Here is a 23,886-nt window from a genome sequence, read left to right as displayed (position 1 = left end):
CGTCACGCAGGGGTCGTGGCTTCTTCGCCGTTCAACCTAGGAGGACCAATGACCAGGGCTCGTGAGGGCGTCGCCGAGGATGCGGCGAGCCGCGACCGGGTGGTGATCCGCTTCGCCGGTGACTCCGGCGACGGGATGCAGCTCACCGGTGACCGGTTCACCGCGGAGGCGGCGGCGTTCGGCAACGACCTCGCGACGTTCCCCAGCTTTCCCGCCGAGATTCGGGCGCCGCACGGCACGCTGGCTGGGGTCTCCAGCTTCCAGCTGCACTTCGCCGACCACGACATCCTCACGCCGGGCGACCGGCCGGACGTGCTGGTGGCGATGAACCCCGCCGCCCTCAAGGCCAACGTGGGTGACCTGCCCGCCGGTGGCGTGCTGATCGTGGACGCCGACGAGTTCACGCCGCGGAACCTGGCGAAGGTCGGCTACGAGGCCGATCCGTTGGAGGACGGCTCTCTGTCCGCGCACACGGTGCACCGGGTGGCCATGACGTCGCTGACCACGGCCGCGCTGGCCCCGCTGGGCATCGGCAAGAAGGATGCCGAGCGCAGCAAGAACATGTTCGCCCTGGGGCTGCTGTCGTGGATGTACTCCCGGCCGACCGAGGGCACCGAGCGCTGGCTGCGCGACAAGTTCGCCAAGCGCCCGGAGATCGCCGAGGCCAACGTCGTCGCCTTCCGCACCGGCCACGCCTACGGCGAGACGACGGAGACCTTCGCCGGTCCGGTCGTGGTCGCCCCGGCGGTGCTGCCGGACGGGACCTACCGTCAGGTCACCGGGAACACCGCGCTGGCCTACGGGATCGTGGCCGCCGGGCGGCGGTTCGGCCTGCCGGTGTTCCTCGGCAGCTACCCGATCACCCCGGCGTCGGACATCCTGCACGAGCTGTCGCGGCTGAAGCGGTTCGGCGTGACCACGTTCCAGGCCGAGGACGAGATCGCCGGCATCGGCTCGGCGATCGGCGCGGCCTACGGCGGGGCGCTGGGGGTGACCACGACGTCGGGCCCCGGCATCTCGCTCAAGAGCGAGGCGCTCGGCCTGGCGGTGATGATCGAGCTGCCGCTGCTGGTGATCGACGTGCAGCGCGGCGGTCCCTCCACCGGGCTGCCGACCAAGACCGAGCAGTCGGACCTGCTGCAGGCGCTGTTCGGCCGCAACGGCGAGGCGCCGGTGCCGGTGGTGGCGCCGTCGTCACCGGCGGACGCGTTCGACGCCGCCCTGGACGCCGTCCGCATCGCCGTCACCTACCGGACGCCGGTGCTGCTGCTCTCCGACGGGGCGATCGCCAACGGGTCGGAGCCGTGGCGGCTGCCGGAGGCGGCCGACCTGACGTCCACGCCCGTGTCGTTCGGGACCGAGCCCAACGGCCCCGACGGTGAGTTCCTGCCCTACGCCCGCGATCCCGAGACGCTCGCCCGGCCGTGGACGGTCCCGGGCACCCCGGGGCTCGAGCACCGGGTCGGGGGGCTGGAGAAGGCCGACGGCACCGGCAACATCTCCTACGAGCCGGACAACCACGACCGGATGGTCCGGCTGCGCCAGGCCCGGATCGACGGCATCGCGGTGCCCGACCTGGAGGTCGACGACCCGGTGGGGCCCGACGGTCGTACCGCCGAGGTGCTGGTGCTCGGCTGGGGCTCGACCTACGGGCCGATCGGCGCGGCCGTGCGCCGGCTGCGCCGCGAGGGCGTCGCCGTGGCCCGCGCCCACCTGCGCCACCTCAACCCGCTGCCGGCCAACACCGGGGCGGTGCTCGAGCGCTACCGCACCGTGGTGGTCCCCGAGATGAACCTGGGCCAGCTGGCCTTCCTGCTGCAGGGGCGGTTCGCCCGCCAAGTCGTTTCGGTGACCAAGGTCGCCGGGATGCCCTTCGGCGCCGAGGAGCTCCAGGAGCTGCTGCGCCCCCATGTGAGCCCCCACGTCAGTCCCTCTGCGAGCGATCTAATCGGAGTCCGGCGATGAGCACGATCGACCTCGGGATGCCGGTCCTCGGCGGGCTGGACCTCGTGCCCACCGCCGAGGACGTGCAGAAGGCCAAGGACTTCACCTCCGACCAGGAGGTGCGCTGGTGCCCCGGGTGCGGTGACTACGCCGTGTTGGCCGCCGTCCGGTCATTCCTCCCGACGCTGTCCATCAAGCGGGAGAACACCGTTTTCGTGTCCGGGATCGGCTGCTCGTCGCGCTTCCCGTACTACCTGGACACCTACGGGATGCACTCCATCCACGGCCGCGCGCCGGCGATCGCCACCGGCCTGGCCGTCTCCCGGCCGGACCTGTCGGTGTTCGTGGTCACCGGGGACGGCGACGCGCTGTCCATCGGCGGCAACCACCTGATCCACGCGCTGCGCCGCAACGTCAACATCACGATCCTGCTGTTCAACAACCGGATCTACGGCCTGACCAAGGGCCAGTACTCGCCAACCTCGGAGGTCGGGAAGGTCACCAAGTCGACCCCGATGGGCTCGCTGGACCACCCGTTCAACCCGGTGTCGCTGGCGCTGGGCGCGGAGGCGACGTTCGTCGGCCGGGCGATGGACTCCGACCGCAAGGGCCTGACGGCGGTGCTGGAGGCCGCCGCCCGGCACCGCGGCGCGTCGCTGGTGGAGATCTACCAGGACTGCCCGATCTTCAACGACGGCTCCTTCGACGTGCTGCGCCGGCCCGACGACTCCGAGGCGCGGGTCATCCCCGTCGTCCCGGGCCGGCCGATCACCTTCGGCACCGACGGCCGCTGGGCCGTCGTGCGCCGCGGCTTCGGCCTGCGGATCGCATCCACCGGCGAGGTGGCGGCCGAAGCGATCGTGGTGCACGACCCCGCCGACCTGGAACTGTCGTTCGCGCTGTCCCGGTTGAGCGACCAGAACCTGGACCACGCGGTCTTCGGCGTGCTGCGGCAGGTGCAGCGCCCCACCTACGACGACCTGACCCGCGCGCAGGTCCAGCAGGCGGTCGAGGGCGGCGGGGACGACCTGCTCGCGCTCCTGCACGGCACCGACACCTGGACCGTCCGCGACGGCGCGGTCCTCCCGCACGCGACGACTGGAGAGAGCACCCGATGACAGGCGTCGTGGGTCGCAGACACCCGGTCCCTCCGCCCGAGCCAGACCCTGGACCCCTGCAGATGCCTGTCGCCTGGTGAGGGTGAGCCCTCATCGGGGAGGCAGCGGGGGCGGGAGGAGTAAGCGGACCTGTCGTAGCACCTTGGGCCGTGTGGCAGCGGGTCATGTCGACGTCGCTGGGCAGAGGACATTTGCCCAGGGTCGCCGCACACTGCCGTGAGGGTGGGACGCCCCGGGAAGAGCTTCGCAACGGGGCCCCGGGCCGGGACGTACGGCGCTCTGTCAACGACGGCCCAAAGTTGACCCCTAAGCGAGGGGCAGGACTCCCTCGCTTACGCAGCCGCCGGCGCCGGGCGGGCGCCACGCACCAGCCGACCCGGAAGGGAGCCCGTCGGTTCCCCCTCCCGGTGGGTGACCATGCCGCCGACGATGGTGGCGACATAGCCGTTGGCGCGCTGAAGCATCCGGCGACCGCCGGCCGGCAGGTCGTGGACGACCTCCGGCATGTACAGCTGCAACCGCTCGTAGTCGATGACATTCAGATCGGCCCGGTAACCCGCCAACACGTGGCCGCGGTCGTTCAGGCCGACGGCCTCGGCCGTCTCGGCACTCAGCGCGCGGATCGCCGCCGGCACACTTAGCTTCGGACCGCGCGTCCGGTCGCGGGTCCAGTGCGACAACATGGTGGTCGGGTAGCTGGCGTCGCAGATCAGTCCCAGGTGGGCTCCGCCGTCACCTAGGCCGAGGACGGTGCCCTCGTGGTTCAGCATCTCGTAGGAGGCGTCCAAGCTGCCGTACGCGTAGTTCTGCCCTGGCTGGAAGATCAGCCGCCGTCCGCCGTCCTGCAGACTGAGGTCGTAAGCGAGCTTCTGCGGCGTCGTTCCTGCTTCGGCGGCCCGGGCAGCGAGGCTGTCCTCCGGCCCGGGCTCGTAGTTCACGGGGTCCCCGAATTCGAAGCGCTGTTCCCACCTCGCCGACCGGTCGTCCCCCGCCTCGGTGAGGATCGCGGCCCGCACCTCGGGGCGGTGCAGCATGGCGATGCGGTCGTCGAACGGCAGATCTGCGAGCGCCTCGTACGAGGGGCATCCGCTGAAGGGGCTGAGCGTGACCTCGTGCCCGAGTACGACTCCGGCGGCCCGGCATGCAACCTGGGCGCGGATCGGTAGCCCGTCGACGCGAGCTTGCTCGGTCTGCTCGAGCGGTTGGCGCCAGCCCTCGGGGTCGCTGTGCCTCTGGTTGAGCGAGAATGACAGCGGCCGACCGCTCTCGAACACGATTCGTCGGAACAGGGCGAACTCCTGCTCCACGTCGGCCAGCTGGTCGAAGTCGGTGGGTATCACTTGGAACACGCCGGATCCGCTTTCGGCCATCGCCCTGGCGATGGCGAGCAGCTCTTCGGCATCCGCACCGACAGTGGGGATGGGCTCACCGTCAATGCTTCGATGATGCAAGGCGCGGGAAGTACCGAACCCAATCGCCCCCGCTGCCATGGCCCGGCGGGTCAGCGCCGCCATCTGGACGATGTCGTCATCGGTGGCGGGTTCCCGGTCGATGGCCCGCCGGCCCATGGCGTACACCCGCAGCGCCGAGTGCGGCAGCATCACGGCGACGTCCACGTCGTGGTCACGCGCAGCGACCGTGTCCATGTACTCCTCGAACGTCTCCCACGTCCACGGTAGGCCCTCGACCATGACCACCTCGGGAATGTCCTCGACCCCGGCCATGAGCGCGACGAGGTCCTCGCGGTCCGCTGGACGACAGGGCGCGAAACCCACGCCGCAGTTGCCAGTGACAACGGTGGTGACGCCGTGCTCCGAGGACGGTGACAATCGGTTCTCCCAGGTCACCTGGCCGTCGTAGTGCGTGTGGATGTCGACGAAGCCCGGCGTCACCAGCAGACGCGATGCGTCGATCTCCGCCCGTCCTCGGCCCAGGTGGCGGCCCACGGCGACGATGACACCGCCGTCGACCGCGACATCGGCCTCGAACGGCTCCGCACCCGAGCCGTCGACCACCGTGCCGCCTCGAATCAACAGGTCGTACTCCGTCGCCATTCTTCCCCTCATTCCGTCGTGCCGCAGCAGTGGGGCACTACGTCTGCGAGTTGTGGATTCAGTTGGAGTGCCGCACCCCGTCGTCGCAGATGGCTGCGATGCGGAGGCCTCGGTCATGGGCCCCCGGGAGTGCTGGTCGACTGGAGGCGGCGAGCGACGCGCGGCCAGTTATGGCGCAGGTTACACAGGTCGTGTCCAGGATTCAGGCTTCTACGCACTATGGGCCTGTCACAGTGGGCAGTTGGTGGCGACAACCAGTGGGACGAGGAGTTGGCGCGTGGGCGAAGAGGTGGGCCGGAGGTCGCATCGGGTGATCGCCGCGGTCCTGGCGTGCGGATTCTTCACCTACGCGCTGCTCCAGTCGATGGTGATCCCGGTGCTGCCGACGATCCAGGCCGAGCTCGGCACCACCCAGGCCGACGTCACCTGGGTGCTGACGGCGAACCTGCTGGCCGCGGCGGTGGCCACGCCCATCGTGGGGCGGCTCGGCGACATGTTCGGCAAGCATCGTCTGTTCGTCGGCGTGCTGCTGCTGCTGAGCCTCGGCTGCCTGCTGTCGGCGGTGGCCGGCGCGATGCCGCTGATGATTGTCGGCCGGGCGTTGCAGGGGGTCGGCGGCGGCATCGTCCCGCTCGGCTACAGCATCCTGCGCGACGAGTTTCCCGACGCCGGGGTGGCGAGCGCGATCGGCGCGCTCTCGTCGCTCCTTGCCGTCGGCTCCGCGGCCGGCGTGGTGATCGCCGGCCCCATCGACTCCGCGCTGGGCTTGGACTGGCTCTTCTGGCTGCCCATGGGGGTCGCGGTGGTCGCTGCTGCCATCGCTCATCGGGTGATCCCGGAGTCACGCACACGTACACCCGGCCGGGTCAACGTCCCGGCTGCACTGCTGCTCTCCGGCGGGCTGGTGTGCGTCCTCCTCGGGGTCAGCCGGGCCACCGCGTGGGGCTGGGGGTCGCCCCCGGTGCTGGCGCTGCTGAGCGGTGGCGTCGCCCTCCTGGCCGGCTGGATCGCCGTCGAGACGCGGTCGGCGCAACCGCTCATCGATATGCGCATGATGCGGCTGCGCGCGGTCTGGACGGCGAACCTGATCGCCTTCTGCGTCGGGCTGACCACCTTCGCCGCGTTCGCCTTCCTCCCCCAGCTCATGCAGACGCCACCGTCGGCCGGCTACGGCTTCGGCTCGTCGATCAACCAGGTCGGTCTCGCGCTGCTGCCGCAGGCCGCCGCGGGGTTCTGCGCGGGTCTTTCCGCCGGGGTGCTGCGCCGGCGTTTCAGCTCCCGCAACATCGTCACCGCCGGCACGCTGATCAGCGTGCTGGCATACACGGGGTTCACCGTGGCGCACGACGAGCACTGGCAGCTGCTGGTCTCCTTCGTCCTCTTCGGGTTCGGCACCGGCACCATGCAGGCTGCGCTGGCCAATGTGATCGTGACCTCTGTCCGGCGCGAGCAGACCGGCGCGGCGAGCGGGATGAACGCCAACATCCGCACGATCGGCGGCTCCATCGGCACCGCCACGATGGCCACCGTGGTCACCTCGACCGCCCCGCCCGGAGGTATCCCGACCGAGAGCGGCTACACCACGGGATTCCTGCTGCTCACCGTCATCATGGTCGTCGCCGCACTGGCCACCCGGGTCATGCCCGACCCGCGGCGCGTCGCCCGCCGCGCCGCCGTCGTGGGCGCCCCGCGGTCACTCTCCCCGCTGCCGACCGACTCCTAGATGAGTGAGTCCGATTGACCGGGGCGCGTGTCGGCCACCGGCAAGAAGGCGGACGGTGCCAAGACCGAGGTTGTCCGGCACCGCGCCGTCGGCGGGTGTGCTCCTTGAGGTCTCGGGGCGGGTGGACCGTCCCTGGCCGGAGCCGGCGGAGGCTACCCAGGGCGAGCACCTCGAGGAGTATGCTGGATCCAGGATGGCGAGGGCGCCCTCGTGCTGGTGTGCAGCCTCTCGTACGATCGCAAAGAGCGATGGGCCCCTCTCCACGTGGTCCTCCTGGTCAACGCCAGCGTCTGGAGCAACGAGATGTGGCACCTCAAGGCCCTCGTGGCCGGCCTCGCCGCGGACGGGACTTCCCAGTCTCTGCCTACCGCGGTGCGTCCGACCATCAGGGGGGCGGCCGGGTCGCCGGTCCACTCCCTGGTGCTCTCGTGAGCGCGCAATCGGTCGACCCCTACTGGGAGCTCACCGCTCGGCGCGGCCCCTTCCCCCTCACCGAGCAGGTCGTCGACGGGCGTCCCGTACAGGTCTTCGACCGGAGCCCGCGCACCCTGGTCGAGGCGTTTCTCGAGATGCGCGCGCACGGAGACGCCGAGGCGCTGGTGTACCTCGACGAGCGGTGGACCTACGCCGAGCAGGACCGCCTGGTGATGGCCCTCGCCCGGCAGCTGCGCGACCGGTTCGGGGTCGGGCGGGGGGACCGGGTCGCGGTCGCGATGCGTAACTACCCCGAGTGGGGTCCGGTGTTCTGGGCCGTCCAGCTCCTCGGCGGGGTCGTCGTCCCCCTCAACGCGTGGCTCACCGGGTACGAGCTGCAGGGCCTGCTGGCCGACAGCGAGCCGGTCGTGCTGATCGCCGACCAGGAACGGCTCGGGCGGGTCGCCGGACGGCCCGAGGGCCTGGCCGGGCTGCGCGGCGTAATCGTCGTGCGAGGCCGTCACCCGGCCGCCGTCCCGTTCGAGGACGTCGTCGCCGACGTCGACGGTCCCGACGTGGAGCCGCACCCGGTGACTCCGGATGACGTCGCCACGATTCTGTACACGTCCGGCACGACAGGGGCGCCCAAGGGCGTGCTGGCCACGCACCGCAACCACGTCTCGACCATCCTGGTCATGCGGCTGCGGGCAGAGGCGGTCCGCCGGGCCCGGCTCGCGGATGCCGGCGGACCGGCCACCCCGACCGCGACGCTGGTGACCAATCCGTTGTTCCACATCGCGGCGCTGACGGCCCTCACCTCCAACGCCTACGCCGGCCGCCGCGTCGTCCTCATGTACAAGTGGGACGCCGAGGAGGCGCTGCGCCTGATCGAGCGCGAGCGCGTCTCGGAGATGTCCGGGCCGCCACTGGTGGTGCGGCAGCTCGTGGACGGCGCCGCGCGGGGTGAGCACGACACGTCGAGCCTGGTGTCCCTCGTCGTCGGTGCGGCACCGGCGCCGCCGCAGCTGATCCAGGACATCGGGACCACGTTCGGTGGAGCGGTCAGCCCCGGCACCGGCTATGGCTCCACCGAGACCACGTCGACGGTCCTGACGATCACCGGCGCGGACTACCTGGCCCGGCCGACGAGCGTGGGACGTCCGGTGCCCACCGTCGAGATGCGCGTCCGGGCCTCCGACGGCGCGATCGTGCCCCCGTGCGGGGTCGGCGAGCTGGAGATCCGCGGTCCCCAGGTGGCCGTGGGCTACCACCACCGCCCGGAGGCCACCGCCGATGCCTTCGCCGACGGCTGGTACCGGACGGGGGACCAGGTGAGCGTGGACGCGGACGGCTTCGTCCACCTGGTCGGCCGGCTCAAGGACGTCGTCATCCGGGGCGGTGAGAACGTGTACTGCGCCGAGGTCGAGTCCGCGATCGAGAACCACGCCGACGTCCTCGAGGCGGCGGTCATCGGGATCGCCCACCCGCTGTGGGGCGAGGAGGTGGGAGCTTTCGTGCGCCTCCGCCCGGGCCGGTCACTGGACCCCGGCGAGCTCACGGCCTTCCTGGTCGAGCGGCTGGCTGCCTTCAAGGTGCCGACGGCCGTCCGCTTCACCGACGACCCGCTGCCCCGCACGGCCAGCGGAAAGGTGGTCAAGGCCGACCTCACCATCGGCACGCCGGTGATGGGCGCATGACCGCGCTCGCCCCGACGCCGCACCGACCGGAGGAGATCCCGTGGACCTGACGTATCCACCCGAGGCGGAGGAGTTCCGGGAGCGGGTGCAGCGGTTCCTCGCCGACTCCCTGCCCGAGGGATGGACCGGGCTCGGCGCGCTGCCGCCGGATGACCAGGCGGAGTTCCAGCGCAACTGGCGGCAGAGGTTGCTGGACAACGAGCTCCTCGGCGTGACCGTGCCGGCCGAGTACGGCGGCGCGGGGCTGACGCTGGTCGAGCAGGCCGTGCTCACCGAGGAGTTCGTCCGCGTGGGCGTCTCGGTGCTGCCGCACCCCAACGACAACTTCGGGTTCAACCTGCTCGTGCCGACCCTCCTGCAGTACGGGACCGAGAAGCAGAAGGCGTTCTTCCTGCCGCGCACGCTGAGCGGCGAGATCCGTTGGGCGCAGGGCTATTCCGAACCCGACGCCGGCTCGGACCTGTTCAACCTGCGCACCCGCGCGACCGTGTCCGGGGGCGACCTCGTGATCAACGGCCAGAAGATCTGGCAGACCGCGGGGCTCACGGCCAACTGGCTGTTCACCATGGTGCGCACCGATCCTGGCGCCGAGCGGGCCAAGGGGCTGTCGTTCGTCCTCGTGCCGCTCGACCAGCCCGGTGTGGAGTTGCGCGGCATCCGCAACATCACCGGGGTGACCGAACTCGCCGAGGTGTTCCTCACCGACGCGGTCACCTCGCTGGACAACGTGCTGGGCGGGCTGGGGAACGGCGCCCGCGTCGCCCTCACGCTGCTCGGCTTCGAGCGCGGCATCTCCGGGGTGGCCAACGCCGAGGCGTTCGCCATCGAGCTGCGCCGCCTGGTGCAGCTGGCCCACGCGCGAGGCCGGTCGGCGGACCGGGACATCCGGCTGCGCATCGCCCACTGCCAGGTCAAGGTCCACACGCTGCGCTGCGTGGCCCTGCGGGCACTTTCGGCCGGCCTGCGCGGCGGACCGCCCGGGCCGGAGTCCTCCCTGACGAAGGCGTTGACCGCCGAGTACCACCAGCTGGTCACCGAGCTGGCCGTGGAGGTCCTGGGGATGGCAGCACTCGCGCCGACCGGCCCCGGCGCGTACGACACGCTCAAGGCGCAGCCGCTGGGGCTCGACAGCGCCTCGAGCGCCGCGTGGGTGGAGGACTACCTCAACGCCCGCTCCCGGACCATTTACGGCGGCTCCAGCGAGATCCAGCGCAACACCATTGCCGAACAGATCCTGGGCATGCCCCGGGAGCCCCGCCCGGCGGCCGCCAGATGAGGGTGGCCACCGGCGGCGTCGTGGACGGGAAGCGGAGGAGGGGCTCGTGCACTTCGACCTGAGCACCGAGCAGCGGGACCTGCAGGCCTCGGTCCGTGCCTTCCTGGCCAAGGAGTCACCGACCGAGGCCGCACGGGAACTTCCGGAGACGGAGCAGGGCTACGACCCGGCGCTCTGGAGCCGCATGGCCGACGACCTCGGCCTGCACGCGCTCGCCGTGCCCGAGGAGCACGGCGGCATCGGTGCGTCCTTCGTGGAGCTGGTGGTGGTCCTGGAGGAAATGGGCCGCCAGCTCGTGCCCTCTCCCTTCTTCTCCTCGGCCGTGCTCGCCACCCGGGCGCTGCTGCGCTCCGGTGACGTGGATGCGATGAGCCGACTGCTGCCCGGTCTGGCCGAGGGGACGACGATCGGCACCCTGGCACTGACCGAGGACGACGGGTCGTGGGACCTCGATGCCGTCCGGCTCGCCGCCGAGCCCGACGGGAACGGCTGGGCCCTGACCGGCGCCAAGGCGTTCGTCCCCGATGGTCAGTCAGCCGGCCTCGTGCTCGTCGTGGCACGCTCCGCGGCCGGACTCTGCCTCTTCGCCGTCGACGGCGACGCGCCCGGCCTGAGCCGGTCGGCGCTGCCGGTGCTGGACGGCACCCGCAGGCTCGCGCGGCTGGAGTTCGACCGGACGCCGGCGGTCCTGGTCGGTGCCGACGGGGCAGCCGGCCCGGGCCTGCGCCGGGCCCTCGAGGACGCTGCCGTGGCGCTCGGCGCCGAGCAGATCGGCGCCGCGCAGCGCTGCCTGGACATGGCGGTCGGCTACGCCGGCACCCGCGTGGCCTTCGGCCGACCCATCGGGTCCTTCCAGGCGATCAAACACAAGTGCGCCGACATGGTCCTCGACATCGAGTCCGGTCGCAGTGCGGTCTGGCAGGCCGCCTGGTCCGTGTCGGTCGACGGCAACGACGTCCCGTTGGCGGCCGCGGCGGTCCAGGCGCACTGCTCCGAGGCCTATGTCCGGGCCGCCCAGCAAAACATCCAGATCCACGGCGGCATCGGCTTCACCTGGGAGCACGATGCCCACCTGTATCTCAAGCGTGCGCTGTCGAGCCGTGAGCTGCTGGGAGCTCCCGATCAGCACCTGCTCCGCATCGCCGACCAGATGGGGCTGTGACCGGCGAGACCTTCCTGCGGGCGGAGGCCGATGAGATGTGCGGGTGGCGGTCGCGCGGGGTGCTGGTCTGACGAGCCCCGGCGTCGGAGTTCACGGCCTAACGTCCGCATCACCCACCTGCACCGACGGATTGCGGGCACGCACCTCCGGGCGGAGCGCGGGTGAGGATGCGGCGACGCGCGCCCGCTGATCGGTCGCAGAGCACTTACTCGGACAACACCAACGAAGAGCGGATGTCGAGATGACCACTCTGTCCACGCCGGGTTTGGCACCGGTCGAGCCCATCGAGCCCCCCGAGACCGGCTGGGGGCTCGTCTACGGCGGCGGCGGCCACGAGCCGGTCAACGGGAAGTACTCCGACATCGAGTCCTCGATCGACGGCTCGGTGGTCGCCTCGGTGCCCAACGCCGATCGGGACGACCTCGACCGCGCCATCGATTCTGCTCGGCAAGCCGCGAAGGAATGGGCGAAGGTCGCCCCGTCCCAGCGCGTCGGTCTGCTGGATGCCTTCGCGGACCGCCTCCTTGAGGCGAACGAGCGGCTCGGCTGGCTGGACACCATCAATGCGGGCATGCCGATCAGCGCGACCCGGATGGAGGCCGCTTACGGCGCCCGGATGATCAAGAGCCATGCCCGTCTGGCGGAGGAGATCAAGGGCGCGACGTTCCCCCAGGCCAACGGCATCTGGGGTTACAGCACCCGCGAGGCCTACGGCCTCGTCGGCCACATACTGCCGTTTAACCACCCCTCTCTCGGAACGTGTTCGGCCATCGGTTCCGCGTTGGCGACCGGCAACGGCGTGGTCCTGAAGCCCTCGGAGTTCACGCCGCTCTCCTCGCTGGAGATCGGCCGCATCGCGCAGGAGGTCTTTCCGGCCGGGCTGGTCAGCGTCCTGACCGGTGACGGCGCGAGCATCGGCAACGCCATCAGTGAGCACTCCGCCATCCCGCGGATCTCCTTCACCGGGAGCATCCGGACCGGACGGCTGGTGATGCGTGCCGCCGCCGAGGAGCTCAAGCACGTGACGCTCGAGCTCGGTGGAAAGGGGCCGCTGGCCATCCTCCCCGACGTCGACGTGGCGCTGGCAGTCGAGATGGCCGTGGGCGGGATGAACTTCCGCGGGGTCCAGGCCGGACAGTCGTGTCAGTCCACGTCCCGCGTCCTGGTGCACGAGTCGATGTACGACACGTTCTGCGAGCGGCTGGTCCAGGCCCTCGGCGAGGTCAAGATCGGCGACCCCCGGGATCCGGCGACGGAGATGGGCGCTCTCGCCTTCCGGCAGCACTTCGCCCGCGTTCGCGACTACATCGACATCGGACAGCGTCAGGGCGCCAGACTCCTGGCCGGCGGCGGCACGCCGGACCGTTTCGAGAGCGGCTTCTTCGTCGAGCCGACGGCGTTCGCCGATGTCGACCGCGGCATGCGGATCGCGAACGAGGAGATCTTCGGACCGGTCGTATCCATCATGAAGTGGTCCACCGAGGACGAGCTCATCGAGATCGCCAACGGCGTCGAGTACGGGCTCACCGCGCGCATCGCCTGCGGCGACCTCGGGCCGGGCCTCCGACTCGCCAACGAGATCGAGGCCGGCCGCTTGTGGATCAACACCGCCAACGGCGGACCGAGCGGCATGCCCTTCGGTGGGTTCAAGCACAGCGGCGTCGGGAAGGCCGGCGACTTCGAGAGCCTGGTGAGCTACACGCGGGAGAAGGCAATCTCCGTGGTCCTCTAACCGCCAGGCCAGAGGCCGCACCCCGAGGCGTGCTGCCCTCGCTCGCGAGGCCAGCACGCCCGGGCAGCCCGGGGTCCGCTGGATGGTCGAGGAGCTGCGGGTGGCGCTGTTCGCCCAGCAGATCGGTTCGGCGTGCGCTGTCTCCGAGCAGCGGATCTACAAGTCCATCGACCGGGTGCTGGACCGCGTCCCGGCCTGAGCGCCGTCGGCGCGTGTGACTCCGCGCTCGATGGGTCTGGCCCCGGCGGGAGCGGGGGAGAGGCGAGAGGATTAGTCCACGCAGTCGAAGGAGATGTCCGATGGCCGAGCCCCGTACCCATGCCGCAGGTCGGTTACTCCATTGGGCAGCGCCCTGGCAGGGACCATCCTCACCGCATACACCGCCGCATCCGGGGTCTTCCCCTCCGCTGCCGGCTACACGACCGGCGCGCTGGTTAGCGCCGGGCTGCTCCTCTCGCGGCGCTGGTGAGCGTGGCGACGCTGGGACGTCGGGCTGTCCGCCTCGTTCACTCCCGATCAGGAACTGGAGATCGAGCAGGACGTCGACGCTGCGATCTCGAGCACGCTCACACTCGAGAAGAGTGTCGGGTCGCTGGAGCGGACGCCGTGACCGACCTCGCCGGCATGGCCGAGCCCGTTCCGCTGATCCGGCGTCGCGACGCCACCGACAGCCGGGAACGACTGCTCCGAGCTGCCGCACATGTGTTCGCCGAACGGGGCTACGAACAAACCACTGTCCGCGAGATCGGACAACGGGCGGCGGTCGACCCGCCATGATCGCCCGCTACTTCGGCAGCAAGGCCGCGCTCTACCTGGCTTCCATCCGGCGGTACCAGGCGGACGTCGTCCCGAGGGATGTCGCTGACCCCGAGGTCGTCCGGCATCTGCTGGAGCGCGTCGCGTTGCGCGGCCTCACGCCCACGTTGGACGCCGCCGTCCGCCCCCACGAGGACGCCAACTGCAGACAGCGGCCCTCGAGGTGCTCGACCGAGCCCTGATCCAGCCGTCCCGTGCGCGCGCCGAGCCCAATGGCTTGGCTGCGGAGGCCCAGCTGCGGGCGGAAATCGTGACCGCACCACTCGCGGGTGTCGTGCTGAGCCGGACCTCCGGGGCCTTCGCGACCCTGGCCGCCGCGCCGGCGGCAGACGTCGCCCAGCTGACTGCGCGGCTGGTGGACCGCCTTCTCCAGCCGGCGGAGGGGGACTGATCCGACGCCAGCTAGCGGAGGAAGATGCGCCGGTGTCAGGCTAGAACGGCCGGCGATGCCCGACATTGCGGTTCCGATATGTCACCGGCCGAGACAAGGCCAGCTCAGGCGCCGACGTGCTCCGCAAGGTGCTGGCCGGTCAAGGTTGAGCAGTCGGCGCCCAGGTCGGCCGGCGTCCCCTCGAAGACAACCCGGGCGCCCTCGTGACCGGCGCCGGGCCCCGGGTGGACGATCTGGTCGGCGTACGCCATGACTGCCTGGTGCTGCTCGATCAGATCACGGTATTGCCGGTGTCCCACTCCTTCTTGATCGTGGCGGGTGATGAGTGTCTTCGTGGGCCGGGCAGCGCGCTGGGTCGACGGTCATCCGCCTGCGAGCGCCGCGACCGATCCCGGGGTACCTGCGTGGCGTCGGTTGCCCGGGTGAGCAGGCGGCCCCACAGGAGATGCCGGTTGCCGGCCACGTTGTGACGGTGTGCGGACCCGGCAGGAGGAAGGGGGTGACGTCGGGGGAGCCGCTGAAGCCGAGCGCCTCTTCGCGAGGGGTCGGGGACATATCCCGTCCCGCGTAGCACGGGAACACCGGGTGCGTATCCGCTACGAGACGTCTCCCAAGGGGGACGGTACGAGAGCGGCCTCGCGTGGAAGCACCGTCAACGCGGCGTCGATATGTTCTTCCGGGACGTCGGGAGTGAAGAACTGCTCGCGGAGGACCGCCTAGAGCTTGCTGGTCACGGGTTGAGGTGACAGGTGGGGCCGTCGGCTGCGCTGTCGTCAGGCAGCTTGGCAGAGGGCGTTGCGGGCGGTGATCGCCTCGAGGACCTGGCGGGGGTTGCGGCCTCGCATGTAGTCGCCGTGGTTGCGTCGGCGGGTGTTGTAGTCGGTGGTCCAGGTCTGCAGTGCGTCGTCGAGATCGGCGATTCGGTCGACTCGGCCGCGGTGGAAGTAGGGCCGGTAGAACTCCTGCAGCACGGTGCCCTGGACGCGTTCGCAGACGCTGTTGTGGTTCGGGCTGCGCGGCGGAATCCGGTGATGGGCAACCGCGATGTCGGCGACGTGGTCCCGGAATGCTCGGCCGGTGAACTCCGGACCGTTGTCGGTCAGCACACCGGTCAGCTCGACATCGATCTGGCCGAGCGCGGCCTGAACCTGATCGAGGAAGCGAGCGGCGACTGGCGCGCCCTTGTCTCCGACGATCAGCCGCACGACCAGCCAGCGGGTCGCCACGTCAATCGCGGTGAGCTGGTAGACCGCGCCAACGCCCTTGAGCTTGCCGACGTAGAAGGTGTCCAGGCAGACCAGCTGCCCCGGGTCGGTGGCAGCCAGGCAGAACCCGAACGGGCCCTCCAGCGCCGCATCGGTCAGCTGCCCGGTGCCGGCGGCGGTCAGCGACGCCAGCGCTGCGACCCGCTGACGGCGGGTTCCCAGGTTGTGCCGACACAGCACCTTCTGGATGCCGGAGGCCGACCGGTGCACCCCGGCCGTGGCGAGGTGGTCGACCAACTGCCGGGCACCGAGCGTGGCCTTGGCGACCGCGGTCGCCAAGATCGTGCTGACCTCCTCGGCGCTCATCGCGTTCGGCATCACCGGCGCCCGCCGGTCCTTGGGCATCAGCGCCGACAGTCCGTACTTCTCGGCCTTGGCCACCCATCGGTAGTAGCTGGTGCGCGAGACGCCGGCGGCCCTGCAGGCGGTCGTCACGTCGGTCAGCGCGGCCTGCTCCAACACGTGGGCACGCCGAGCATGGATGATCTGGTCAGGGGTCACGGGGAGGGTCTCCTTCTGGTCACCGAAGCAACCGAAGGCTCCCACCCCGTGACCCCCTCCAAGATCGAAGAGGTGTCACCTCAACCCGTGACCAGCAAGGCCTAGGCACCTCGAGGTAGCCCGACTCCCAGCTCTCGCCGCTCATCACGTTAAGACCTGTCTCTGCCAGCTCTCGCGTCACCTCGGTGGATGGGCCGCGGGGCCGCCGGGCGGCCTCTGAGTTGCCCAGGAAGAGTTGCCGAGGATCGCGACGCAATCAAAAGGGGTGTGCCGGGCCTGCGCGGTGGCGACGACCTGACCGCCGAGGGGGTGCCCCACCCCGACGACGGACGATGGTGACGCGGCTGGCAGGCCGGCTACCTCGCCGTCCCGGATCCGGGCCGAGACCGCCCGGGTGGGCCTGCGCCACGGCGTCCGCCATCACTGCGACGGTCACCGACCCGCTGTCGGCCGGACGGAAACTGGCACCCGTGCCGACGTTGTCCAGCAGCAGGACGAGCCACCCTCGGACCGTCGCCACGTCGGCGAAGCTGTAGGCGTCGTCCTGAGGCAGGCGGGTGTCCCAATAGGAGCGATCGTAGGTGCCGCCCGGCACGGTGACGAGCAGTCTGCCCGGATCCGCATCTCCCCGTCCGGGCACCCATGGCGCCCGTTCCTGTCGGGGCAAGGGTTGATCGCCGGCGGTGAGGAGCGGGTCTGGGTGGAGCGCCCACCAAGACCCCATCGACCCCGGGCCCGTCTTCATAGATGGCCCCGCCGACCGCCTCTCCGGAGCCCGTTCACCTCGGACGCGACCGGGCTCGGGCGCTCGGCGCGGGATGGAGGTCGCCCGTACAAGGAGGTGCGGCACTGACCGTTGTGTTCGTGGGTCGAGTGCTGCATCCTGGATACTATGAGCCCAGCGGCAGTAGCTGTCGAGTCTAGGAGTGCCTGGCGTCGCATGGGATCGGTGGTCCGAGTCCTCGTTGGGCGGAGTGGCGCTCCGCGTACCCACGAGCGCGCCCCTGTCGACACGCGTGCGCTTGAGGTCGGAGGTGACGGTTCCCGAGCGATGGATGAGCGGCAGGCCACGGGGCAGTCGGTGGTGGTTGCTCCCGATGTCGGGACGCCGGCGCAGGCGGGAACCGACAGGAGCGGACAGAGAGCGGATCGATACAGGCGGGCGGTCGGGCGGCTGCTGCCCCATGGTTGTGTCTTCTGTGGCGGGGACCGGCCAGACGGTCAAGCCTGGTTCTGCTCGGATCAATGCGCACGGGTGTGGCAGATGGTCCACTACTACGTGTGACAGGGCGCCGAGAGCCTTTCGGCGAGGAAACGGGCGAGCCGGCAGCTGGTCGATGACCCGCGGTGGCGTTCCTTCCGTTTCCTGCTCCACCACCGCTTCCTGCCCAGTCGGGCGAGGGACGCTGGTCGACGCGCGCCAGCCTCCGATGCGCCGGAAGAACACATCCATGACGCAGGCGACGCAGGCGAGCCCGGATCAAATGGCGACGTAGGTCATGCTCGGCCGCACTCGCACGACGGCGGGCAGCTCATCGTCGTCGTCTCCGGTAACGGCTGGGTCGAGACAGCGGGCGAACGAGTCTGGATCTGTCCCGGCGACGTGGTCATCACGCCACCGGACGAACTCCACACCCACGGTGCGGCCGACGATGGCCCGATGGCCCACCTGACGGTCACGACCGGCGGGTTCAAGCGGCCATCCCAGAATTGACCCGGAGGGACACGCCGCGAGCTCTCGCGACGTCGGAAGGGAGGAGCCTAGGAGAGCCACCGCCGATCTGACGGCAACTGCATGACAATCGGCGATCGAGAGCGGGCGGCAGTAAGCGCACGAGGCGCGTCGCAACTGTGGACGCTCGCTGGTCGGCGAGCAGCCGACTGGAACTGAGGCGAAGACCGGGATCGCTGCAACGGATCTCCAGTATTTCGGCGTCCTTCGCTTTCCGCGGTCCGGCGGACGTCCCCTCCGACCGGCCGCGATCCGGCAAGGCGTACTCGCCGTTCAAATGAACGCGCACGGGTGGTCGCGGCGCCCGCGATGCCCCGTCTACATGGCGACGCGCCCCGCGGATTGCCCTGATCCGGTCATCCTCCCGGCGCTTGGTCCGGCGGTTCGGTGCAACGGGCGTACTCCCGGATACGTCGGCTCTCTCGGGGTGCTTCTTGGCTCACAGCAGCACTTCTCCTCCACGAGCCACGAGCCTCTGAAAGGTGTCCCGCGACATCGCATGGGAGCGGGTGGCGGAAATAGAGACCGCACAGTCAGCTTGGCCAGCTGGAGATCGTCCGCGGGGCACTGGACTTTGCTTGGCCGGACCGGTTGGTCACCTCTGGTGCGGTCCTTGGGACCGGGACCTGCTGTCTATCACCACGAGGGCCCTAGTGTCGGGGAGAAAAGCGATCACCGAGGGCACTGCCGTGCTGCTGCTCTGCCTCAACAACTTGGTGAAGGGTGTTGCTCCTGCGTGAAGAGCCGCCGTCCACGGGCGTCTCCTCGGGTTGCGAGCTCAACGCCTCCAGAACTACGGCGGCACCGGTGGTGGCGACCTTCCGGCCGAAGTAGACGTCGGTGGTCATCGACGTGTTGGCATGGCCCAGCTGGTCGGCGGCTGCCCTCGAGGAGAGCCCGGCTTGGTCCATGAGGGTCGCCACGGTCTTACGGAAGGAGTGCGAAGTGATCCAGTCGAAGCCTGCGGCGGCAAAAGCTTCCCGAAGATCGGCCTGGGTGTTGGACGGGTCCCGCCAGCCGCCCAGCGGAGCCGGGAAGACCGGTCGGCTCCCACGGTCAGCAATGGTGGCGTGCAGGCGGTCTGCTCGGTCCCCCAGCATCGAGGTGCACCAGCGCGGCAGCACCAGCGTGCGGTGCCCCGCGTCGGTCTTGGTCGACTTGACCACCAACCCTCGCCCGCGGACGCGGACGGCGGAGGCCCGCACCTCGATGGTGCCGACCTCGAGGTCGACGGCGTCCCAGGCCAGACCGCAGGCCTCGCCGATGCGCAGCCCGGTGGCCATGAGGAAGCCGACCAGGTCGGGCACGTCCCGGGCGATGGCCCGGTCGTCGTAAGTCAGGGCGGCGCGCAGTTGGCGCAGCTGCAGCACGGTGAGTGCCCGTGGCGCCTTCTTGGCTCTGCTGTTCACCGGACCCAGGGCTCGCACCGGATTCTGAGCAAGAGCGTCATGACGGGCGGCCAGCGTGCACATGCCCGACAGCACCGATCGACACATCCGAGCTGTCGCTACTCCGTGCTGGTCCGTGATGCCTCTCAGATGCCGGTCCAGGTTGCCGACGCTCAGCTCCCGCACGCGCAGCTGTCCGAGCCTGGGCAGGATCTGTCGGTCCAGCCGGGCCCGGTAGGCCTGCATGGTGACGGGGGACAGGTCGGTCAACGCGGCGTACCAGGCCTCGGCCAGTGTCGACACCCGGGAGCTGGCGGTGATGTCACCGTTCGCGTGGTCACCGGCGCGGTCTCGCAGTGCCGCCTTGAGCGCCCGCTCGGCCGCTGCCTTGGTCTTGCCGTGCCGTTCCACAGCCCGGGTCCGGCCGTCGTAGTCGCGCGCCGTTGTGCAGGCCCGGTAGCCGGTGTCGGTGTTGTAGAAGCGGATGGTGCCGTAGGTGCCCAGCTCAAGCGGTGGTCGCCCCATGGGCCCGCAGCTTACCCACACTTTACCCGCAGAAAATGACGGTCAACAGGGGAGCGCAAGGGTCCACAGCGGCTTGAGCGGTTCCGCATATGCAGTGCTCAGAGGCCAGTCGTGGGACGCGGCGGTGTGTACCGGCCAGGTGCGACTAGGGAATCGCAGGGTTACTGGTTCGAGTCCAGTCGGGGGAGCATCTCCGCAGGTCAGGCGCTTGAGCGCCCCGCCGCACCGGCCGCTACGACGAACAAACGACGAAGATTCGTCACGGCCTTGCTTGCCCGCGGCCCCGGTGGATCGCCCTTCGCCCGACGCTGACTAGCGGCCGCGCTCGAGCGCTGCCGCCGCCTCCGGAGCGGCCAGGCCCCGGCCCATGTAGACGTCCTGGGTCAGGCTCGGCCGGTTGTGGCCGAGGTGGTCGGCGATCTGGCGGGCCGACAGCCCCGCCTCGTCGAGCCGCGTCGCCACCGTCTTGCGGAACACATGCGAGGTCACCCACTCGAAGCCGGCTCGATTCAGCGCCTGACGCAGATTGCTGCTGGTGTTGTGCGGATCCCGCAGCCGACCGGTCGGGCTGGGGAAGGCCACCTCCGAGCCGTCGGCCGTGGACACCTGCGCCCGACGGCGGCGGAGCAGGTCCACGACGAAGGCCGGCAGGGCGATGGTGCGCCGGCCGGCGGTGGTCTTCGGCGCCTCCTGGATGGCCAGGCCGCGGCCGGGTACGCGGATCAAGGTCGCTTCGACGCGCAGCGTCGCCGCATCGAGGTCGACGGCGGCCCAACGGACCGCGCAGGCCTCTCCGATGCGCACGCCCGTGCCGAGCATGAAGTCGACCAGATCCGGGAGGTCGAGCTTGACCGTCTCGTCGTCGGCGGCGAGCCGCTCGCGCAGCTGGCGTTCCTCGTCGACCGTCAGGGCGCGTGGCCCCGCCGTCGGCCGGCGGTGAGCGCGGCGGGAGCCGACCTCCCGCACCGGGTTCGTCGGGATGGCCCCGCGGCGGACCGCCTCCGCGAGGATGCCGGACAGCACGGAGCGGGCGGACTTCGCGGCGCCGGCGCCGTGGCTCGTGCGGACGGCGGTCAGCAGCCGGTCGACGGCGGGCACGGTGATCTCCCGCAGCCGGAGCTGACCGATGCCCGGGAGGACGTAGCTCTGGACGGCGAAGCGGTACAGCCGCTTGGTGCCGGTGGCCAGATCGCTGTCGTCGACCTCCGCCAGCCAGGCGGTGGCCACAGTGGCGAGCCGGCTGTCGCTGCTGTTCCCCTCGTCAGGGGCGCTGTCCCGGTCGCGCAGCGCGGCCCGCAGGCGGCGCTCAGCCTCGGCCTTGGTCCGCCCGAAGCGGCTGACCGAGCGGCGGCGGCCGTCGAAGTCGCGGAAGCCGACCTGCGCCCGCACCCGACCCTTGCCCAGGACGAGGAAGTTGACCTTGCCGAAGGTCCCCACGGCCAGCGGCGGCCTCGGCATGTCTCGTCCCCTCAGCGTCGGACCCGGCTGTGGGCGGCGTGCGGATGACCGGGATCTGTCAGCCTGCGGTCGGGCAGGTCACCGTGGTCGAGTCCCGGGTTGATCTGGGGACGGCGGCGTGCCTGTGGATGACGCCGCGTCGGTGCCTTCCTCGGGTGTCAGCGCCGTGGCCGGTCGACCGCCTCGGCGGTGCGTTGCTCCTCGATCCACCGGTCGAGGTCTTGCCGGCGGTACAGCACGCGCCGGCCCAAGCGGAATCCGGCGGGTCCGATGCCGAGGTGCCGCCAGTAGCGCAGGGTGGCCACGGGTGTGCGAAGAACGGTGGCCGCCTCGGTGAGAGTCAGCAGCGATGCGTCTCGTGAGTCGTCGGTCATGGCCAGGCCTCTCCGGCGTCAGCAATGTCCAGCTCACGATGGCCGACGGGTCGCCGGTGCTTCTCCAGTGTCAGGAGCGCACTTCTCCAGCCCGGACGGGAGCGTGGTTGGCTGCTCGTCGAAGCCTCCAGACCTTCTCCTGTTCAGGCCTGCGTAGGTCCTGCGGCCCCGGGGGGCCTGCGCTTCTCCTGTCGCCGGTCCCGCGCAGAGCTACGGCAGGAGTTGCTCGGATGCCCCTCCGGCGGTGGGCAGCTCGAGGCCGAGCTCGTCAGCGACACGCAGGGCGATCGCCGCTGTCGGCAGGTCGAGGCGTTCCGCGGCGGCGCGGCAGTAGAGGACAACCGCCGAGACGGCGTACGTCCAGAGCGGCGGCTCCCAGCCGCCGGCCTCCATCAGCAGGTCGGGATGCAGCCCGCCGCGCATGCAGGCGGCCGCATAGATGGCGTACTGGGTCCGGTGGCGAACGGTGCGGCCGTCGAGCATCAGGTCAGCCAGGTAGCGATCTGTCAGCCCCTCGTACTCCAGTCGCTCACTGCCCGGCGGGCAGGCCAGACCGAGCGCCGTTGCCGCCACGTCGAACAGCGCGACATCCGGCGTGAACAGGCCGCGGACGTCGAACGGGCGGACCGAGAGGATGAGCTCGAATGCGTCATCGATGCCGTCGGCTAGGCCGGAAAGGATGGCGATCTGCGCCTTGCGGTGCAGGACGTCCGGGTCCTCACGCTGTCGCTTGCCCATGGCGAGATCGTCCCGTGAGCCGCCGCATGACAGCCAATATCAGCGCCGGCTACTCGTCACAACGAGTTGGCCCGACCGAAGATGCAAGAGGTGTGCCCGCTTGCGATCTTGATTGCACCGCTTGCCGGTGATGGAGGTCTGGCTGGTCAACACCGCGCCCATCAAGTCGATCTCGCGGCGCAAGACCGACGTCAAGGACGCTGAGTGGATCGCGCAGCTGCTGGAGTGCGGGCTGCTGCGGCCGTCGTTCGTGCCACCACCGCACATCCGCCGGCTGCGGATGCTGACCCGCTACCGGGTGCAGCTGATGGCCGACCGCACCCGAGAGATCACCCGACTGGAGTCGATGCTCGAAGACGCCTCGGTCAAGCTCTCCTCGGTCGCAGCGAGCCTGACCAGCGTCTCGGCCCGCGCCATGCTGGGCGCGCTGATCAACGGGGAGAGCGATCCGCGGGTGCTGGCGGACTCGGCCAAGGGCACGATGCGCCGCAAGATCCCAGCCCTGACCGAAGCGCTGACCGGGCACTTTCGACGCCCAGCACGCGCAGCTTGCCCGCTCCATGCTGAGCCGAATCGAGGCGATCGAGACCGCGCTGGCTGAGCCAAGCACGGTCATCGCCACGGCGTTCGAGCCCTGGGCGCACCAGCCGGAGCTGCCGCAGACGATCCCGGGAGTCGGGGAGAAGGTCGCGCAAGTGATCATCGCCGAGACCGGCGCAGACATGTCTCGATTCCCGACGCCGGAGCACCTGGCCTCCTGGGCCGGGGTCGCTCCAGGAACGCGGGAGTCTGCGGGCAAGCGGTATCCGGTGCGGCCGCCGCACGGCAACAAGTGGCTGACCGCGATGCTGGTCGAGGCCGCCGGGTCGGTCGGGCGTATGAGGGGCGCCAACTGCCTGGCCGCCCAGCACGCCCGCCTGACCAGCCGCCGCGGCATGGCCCGCGCCCAGCTGGCGGTCGGCCACTCGATCCTCGTCTCGGCCTACTGGATGCTCACCCGCGACGAGCCCTACCAGGACCTCGCACCTGAGTGGCTGGCCCGCCGCAACGGCAGGCCCACGCCCGCCGCCTGGTCGCCCAGCTCGAGCGCCTCGGTCACACCGTGGTCCTCGACCAGGCCGCCTGAAGCACTACTGCAGAACTACTGCGGACTGGCTTCGCCCGCCCCCGCGCTGACGCGCGCCTGCAGCACCGGCCCGCCGGGCTCGACGCCAACCCTTGGGCCGCGACCTCGCGACTGTCGCGGGGGGAGGCGGCGTTCCCTCACCTTTCCGCAAGGGCGCCGATCGCAGGACTCAGATCTGCTGATCCCGGAGCTCGTACTCGGGAGGACCCTGCGGCTGTCGCGCGGGTTCGATCACGAGGACTGCCAGTCCGCCCCGCCGAGCAGCCCGCTCTCGAACGAGCAGTCCGGCGCCCAGGGGCTCTCCCCGAGGTCGGTGCGGACGCGCACACTCCACCGCACCTGCTGTCCCCGACCGCAGCGGTGGTCCGACGTAGGGGACCAGCAGGCTGCGATCGCCGTCGATCCCAGCTCCCAGCCGTTGTCCGCCCGTAGCTGATACCCCCCTGCGTGCG

General features: G+C 70.5%; 20 protein-coding genes and 1 pseudogene. 14 read left to right on the top strand and 7 right to left on the bottom strand.

What is annotated here, in order from left to right; all coding sequences use genetic code 11:
* Positions 1-48: 48 nt before the first annotated feature.
* Together N555_RS0102245 and N555_RS0102240 are read left to right on the top strand one after the other, a co-directional pair.
* On the top strand, positions 49-1,965 hold the full coding sequence (locus N555_RS0102245) for a 2-oxoacid:acceptor oxidoreductase subunit alpha (RefSeq protein ID WP_029429875.1): 1,917 nt from the start codon (positions 49-51) through the stop codon (positions 1,963-1,965).
* Complete coding sequence (locus N555_RS0102240; RefSeq protein WP_029429874.1) at positions 1,962-3,062, top strand: 2-oxoacid:ferredoxin oxidoreductase subunit beta; 1,101 nt, start codon at positions 1,962-1,964, stop codon at positions 3,060-3,062. Before N555_RS0102245 ends, N555_RS0102240 begins: the two co-directional genes overlap by 4 nt.
* A gap of 332 nt (positions 3,063-3,394) precedes the next feature.
* On the opposite strand, the gene N555_RS0102235 is transcribed toward N555_RS0102240, so the two are convergent.
* Entirely contained in the window at positions 3,395-5,116 is a 1,722-nt protein-coding gene (locus N555_RS0102235) for an N-acyl-D-amino-acid deacylase family protein (protein ID WP_029429873.1), read from the bottom strand.
* A gap of 277 nt (positions 5,117-5,393) precedes the next feature.
* Between N555_RS0102235 and N555_RS0102230 the strand changes: the two genes are divergently transcribed.
* The 9 genes and pseudogenes from N555_RS0102230 (at position 5,394) to N555_RS27710 (ending at position 14,327) form a co-directional block, all read left to right on the top strand.
* Entirely contained in the window at positions 5,394-6,839 is a 1,446-nt protein-coding gene (locus N555_RS0102230; RefSeq protein ID WP_034508357.1) for an MFS transporter, read from the top strand.
* Positions 6,840-7,267: 428 nt separating this feature from the next.
* Positions 7,268-8,950, top strand: a complete 1,683-nt coding sequence (locus tag N555_RS0102220) for a class I adenylate-forming enzyme family protein (RefSeq protein WP_034508353.1) — start codon at positions 7,268-7,270, stop codon at positions 8,948-8,950.
* A 40-nt stretch (positions 8,951-8,990) separates the two neighbouring features.
* A complete protein-coding gene (locus N555_RS0102215; RefSeq protein WP_029429869.1) occupies positions 8,991-10,226 on the top strand; it encodes an acyl-CoA dehydrogenase family protein in 1,236 nt (411 codons plus the stop codon).
* A gap of 46 nt (positions 10,227-10,272) precedes the next feature.
* Positions 10,273-11,388: an acyl-CoA dehydrogenase family protein gene (locus N555_RS0102210; protein WP_029429868.1), complete on the top strand. Its 1,116-nt coding sequence runs from the start codon at positions 10,273-10,275 to the stop codon at positions 11,386-11,388.
* A gap of 241 nt (positions 11,389-11,629) precedes the next feature.
* Positions 11,630-13,120: an aldehyde dehydrogenase family protein gene (locus tag N555_RS0102205; RefSeq protein WP_081865912.1), complete on the top strand. Its 1,491-nt coding sequence runs from the start codon at positions 11,630-11,632 to the stop codon at positions 13,118-13,120.
* Between the two features lie 55 nt (positions 13,121-13,175).
* A pseudogene (locus N555_RS27725) lies at positions 13,176-13,319 on the top strand (DUF3418 domain-containing protein); the annotation flags it as partial.
* Positions 13,320-13,726: 407 nt separating this feature from the next.
* Positions 13,727-13,897, top strand: a complete 171-nt coding sequence (locus N555_RS27720; RefSeq protein WP_156036082.1) for a helix-turn-helix domain-containing protein — start codon at positions 13,727-13,729, stop codon at positions 13,895-13,897.
* Positions 13,894-14,118: a hypothetical protein gene (locus tag N555_RS27715; RefSeq protein ID WP_051683587.1), complete on the top strand. Its 225-nt coding sequence runs from the start codon at positions 13,894-13,896 to the stop codon at positions 14,116-14,118. The genes N555_RS27720 and N555_RS27715 overlap by 4 nt, the downstream gene beginning before the upstream one ends.
* Before the next feature lie 68 nt (positions 14,119-14,186).
* Entirely contained in the window at positions 14,187-14,327 is a 141-nt protein-coding gene (locus tag N555_RS27710; protein WP_156036079.1) for a hypothetical protein, read from the top strand.
* A gap of 104 nt (positions 14,328-14,431) precedes the next feature.
* On the opposite strand, the gene N555_RS0102190 is transcribed toward N555_RS27710, so the two are convergent.
* Together N555_RS0102190 and N555_RS0102185 are read right to left on the bottom strand one after the other, a co-directional pair.
* Positions 14,432-14,578, bottom strand: coding sequence for a hypothetical protein (locus N555_RS0102190; protein WP_197028879.1), 147 nt, complete (start codon positions 14,576-14,578; stop codon positions 14,432-14,434).
* A 522-nt stretch (positions 14,579-15,100) separates the two neighbouring features.
* Complete coding sequence (locus N555_RS0102185) at positions 15,101-16,093, bottom strand: DDE-type integrase/transposase/recombinase (protein WP_197028878.1); 993 nt, start codon at positions 16,091-16,093, stop codon at positions 15,101-15,103.
* A 1,330-nt stretch (positions 16,094-17,423) separates the two neighbouring features.
* On the opposite strand from N555_RS0102185, the gene N555_RS29210 reads away from it, so the two are divergent.
* Positions 17,424-17,807 carry an AraC family ligand binding domain-containing protein gene (locus N555_RS29210; protein WP_081865910.1) on the top strand — a complete coding sequence of 128 codons (384 nt, stop codon included), beginning with the start codon at positions 17,424-17,426 and terminating at the stop codon, positions 17,805-17,807.
* Positions 17,808-18,475: 668 nt separating this feature from the next.
* On the opposite strand, the gene xerC (N555_RS0102175) is transcribed toward N555_RS29210, so the two are convergent.
* From xerC (N555_RS0102175) to N555_RS0102160, 4 genes are all read right to left on the bottom strand, one after another.
* A complete protein-coding gene (gene xerC / locus N555_RS0102175; protein ID WP_081865909.1) occupies positions 18,476-19,738 on the bottom strand; it encodes a site-specific integrase in 1,263 nt (420 codons plus the stop codon).
* Positions 19,739-20,050: 312 nt separating this feature from the next.
* Complete coding sequence (gene xerC, locus N555_RS0102170) at positions 20,051-21,196, bottom strand: site-specific integrase (RefSeq protein ID WP_029429862.1); 1,146 nt, start codon at positions 21,194-21,196, stop codon at positions 20,051-20,053.
* A 158-nt stretch (positions 21,197-21,354) separates the two neighbouring features.
* The gene (locus tag N555_RS0102165) at positions 21,355-21,570 is read right to left on the bottom strand and encodes a helix-turn-helix domain-containing protein (RefSeq protein WP_029429861.1); all 216 of its coding nucleotides are present in this window, start codon (positions 21,568-21,570) and stop codon (positions 21,355-21,357) included.
* Positions 21,571-21,780: 210 nt separating this feature from the next.
* Positions 21,781-22,308 carry a hypothetical protein gene (locus N555_RS0102160; RefSeq protein ID WP_051683584.1) on the bottom strand — a complete coding sequence of 176 codons (528 nt, stop codon included), beginning with the start codon at positions 22,306-22,308 and terminating at the stop codon, positions 21,781-21,783.
* Positions 22,309-22,438: 130 nt separating this feature from the next.
* On the opposite strand from N555_RS0102160, the gene N555_RS26515 reads away from it, so the two are divergent.
* Together N555_RS26515 and N555_RS26510 are read left to right on the top strand one after the other, a co-directional pair.
* Positions 22,439-22,909, top strand: coding sequence for an IS110 family transposase (locus N555_RS26515; protein WP_156036076.1), 471 nt, complete (start codon positions 22,439-22,441; stop codon positions 22,907-22,909).
* Positions 22,869-23,870 carry a transposase gene (locus tag N555_RS26510; protein WP_051683580.1) on the top strand — a complete coding sequence of 334 codons (1,002 nt, stop codon included), beginning with the start codon at positions 22,869-22,871 and terminating at the stop codon, positions 23,868-23,870. The genes N555_RS26515 and N555_RS26510 overlap by 41 nt, the downstream gene beginning before the upstream one ends.
* The last annotated feature ends 16 nt before the right edge of the window (positions 23,871-23,886 follow it).

The sequence above is a fragment of the Blastococcus sp. URHD0036 genome (genome assembly GCF_000701365.1).
Classification (GTDB): Bacteria; Actinomycetota; Actinomycetes; order Mycobacteriales; family Geodermatophilaceae; genus Trujillonella.
The sequence above is the reverse complement of the archived record's forward strand: the minus strand, read 5'-3'. Positions and strand labels throughout refer to the sequence as shown.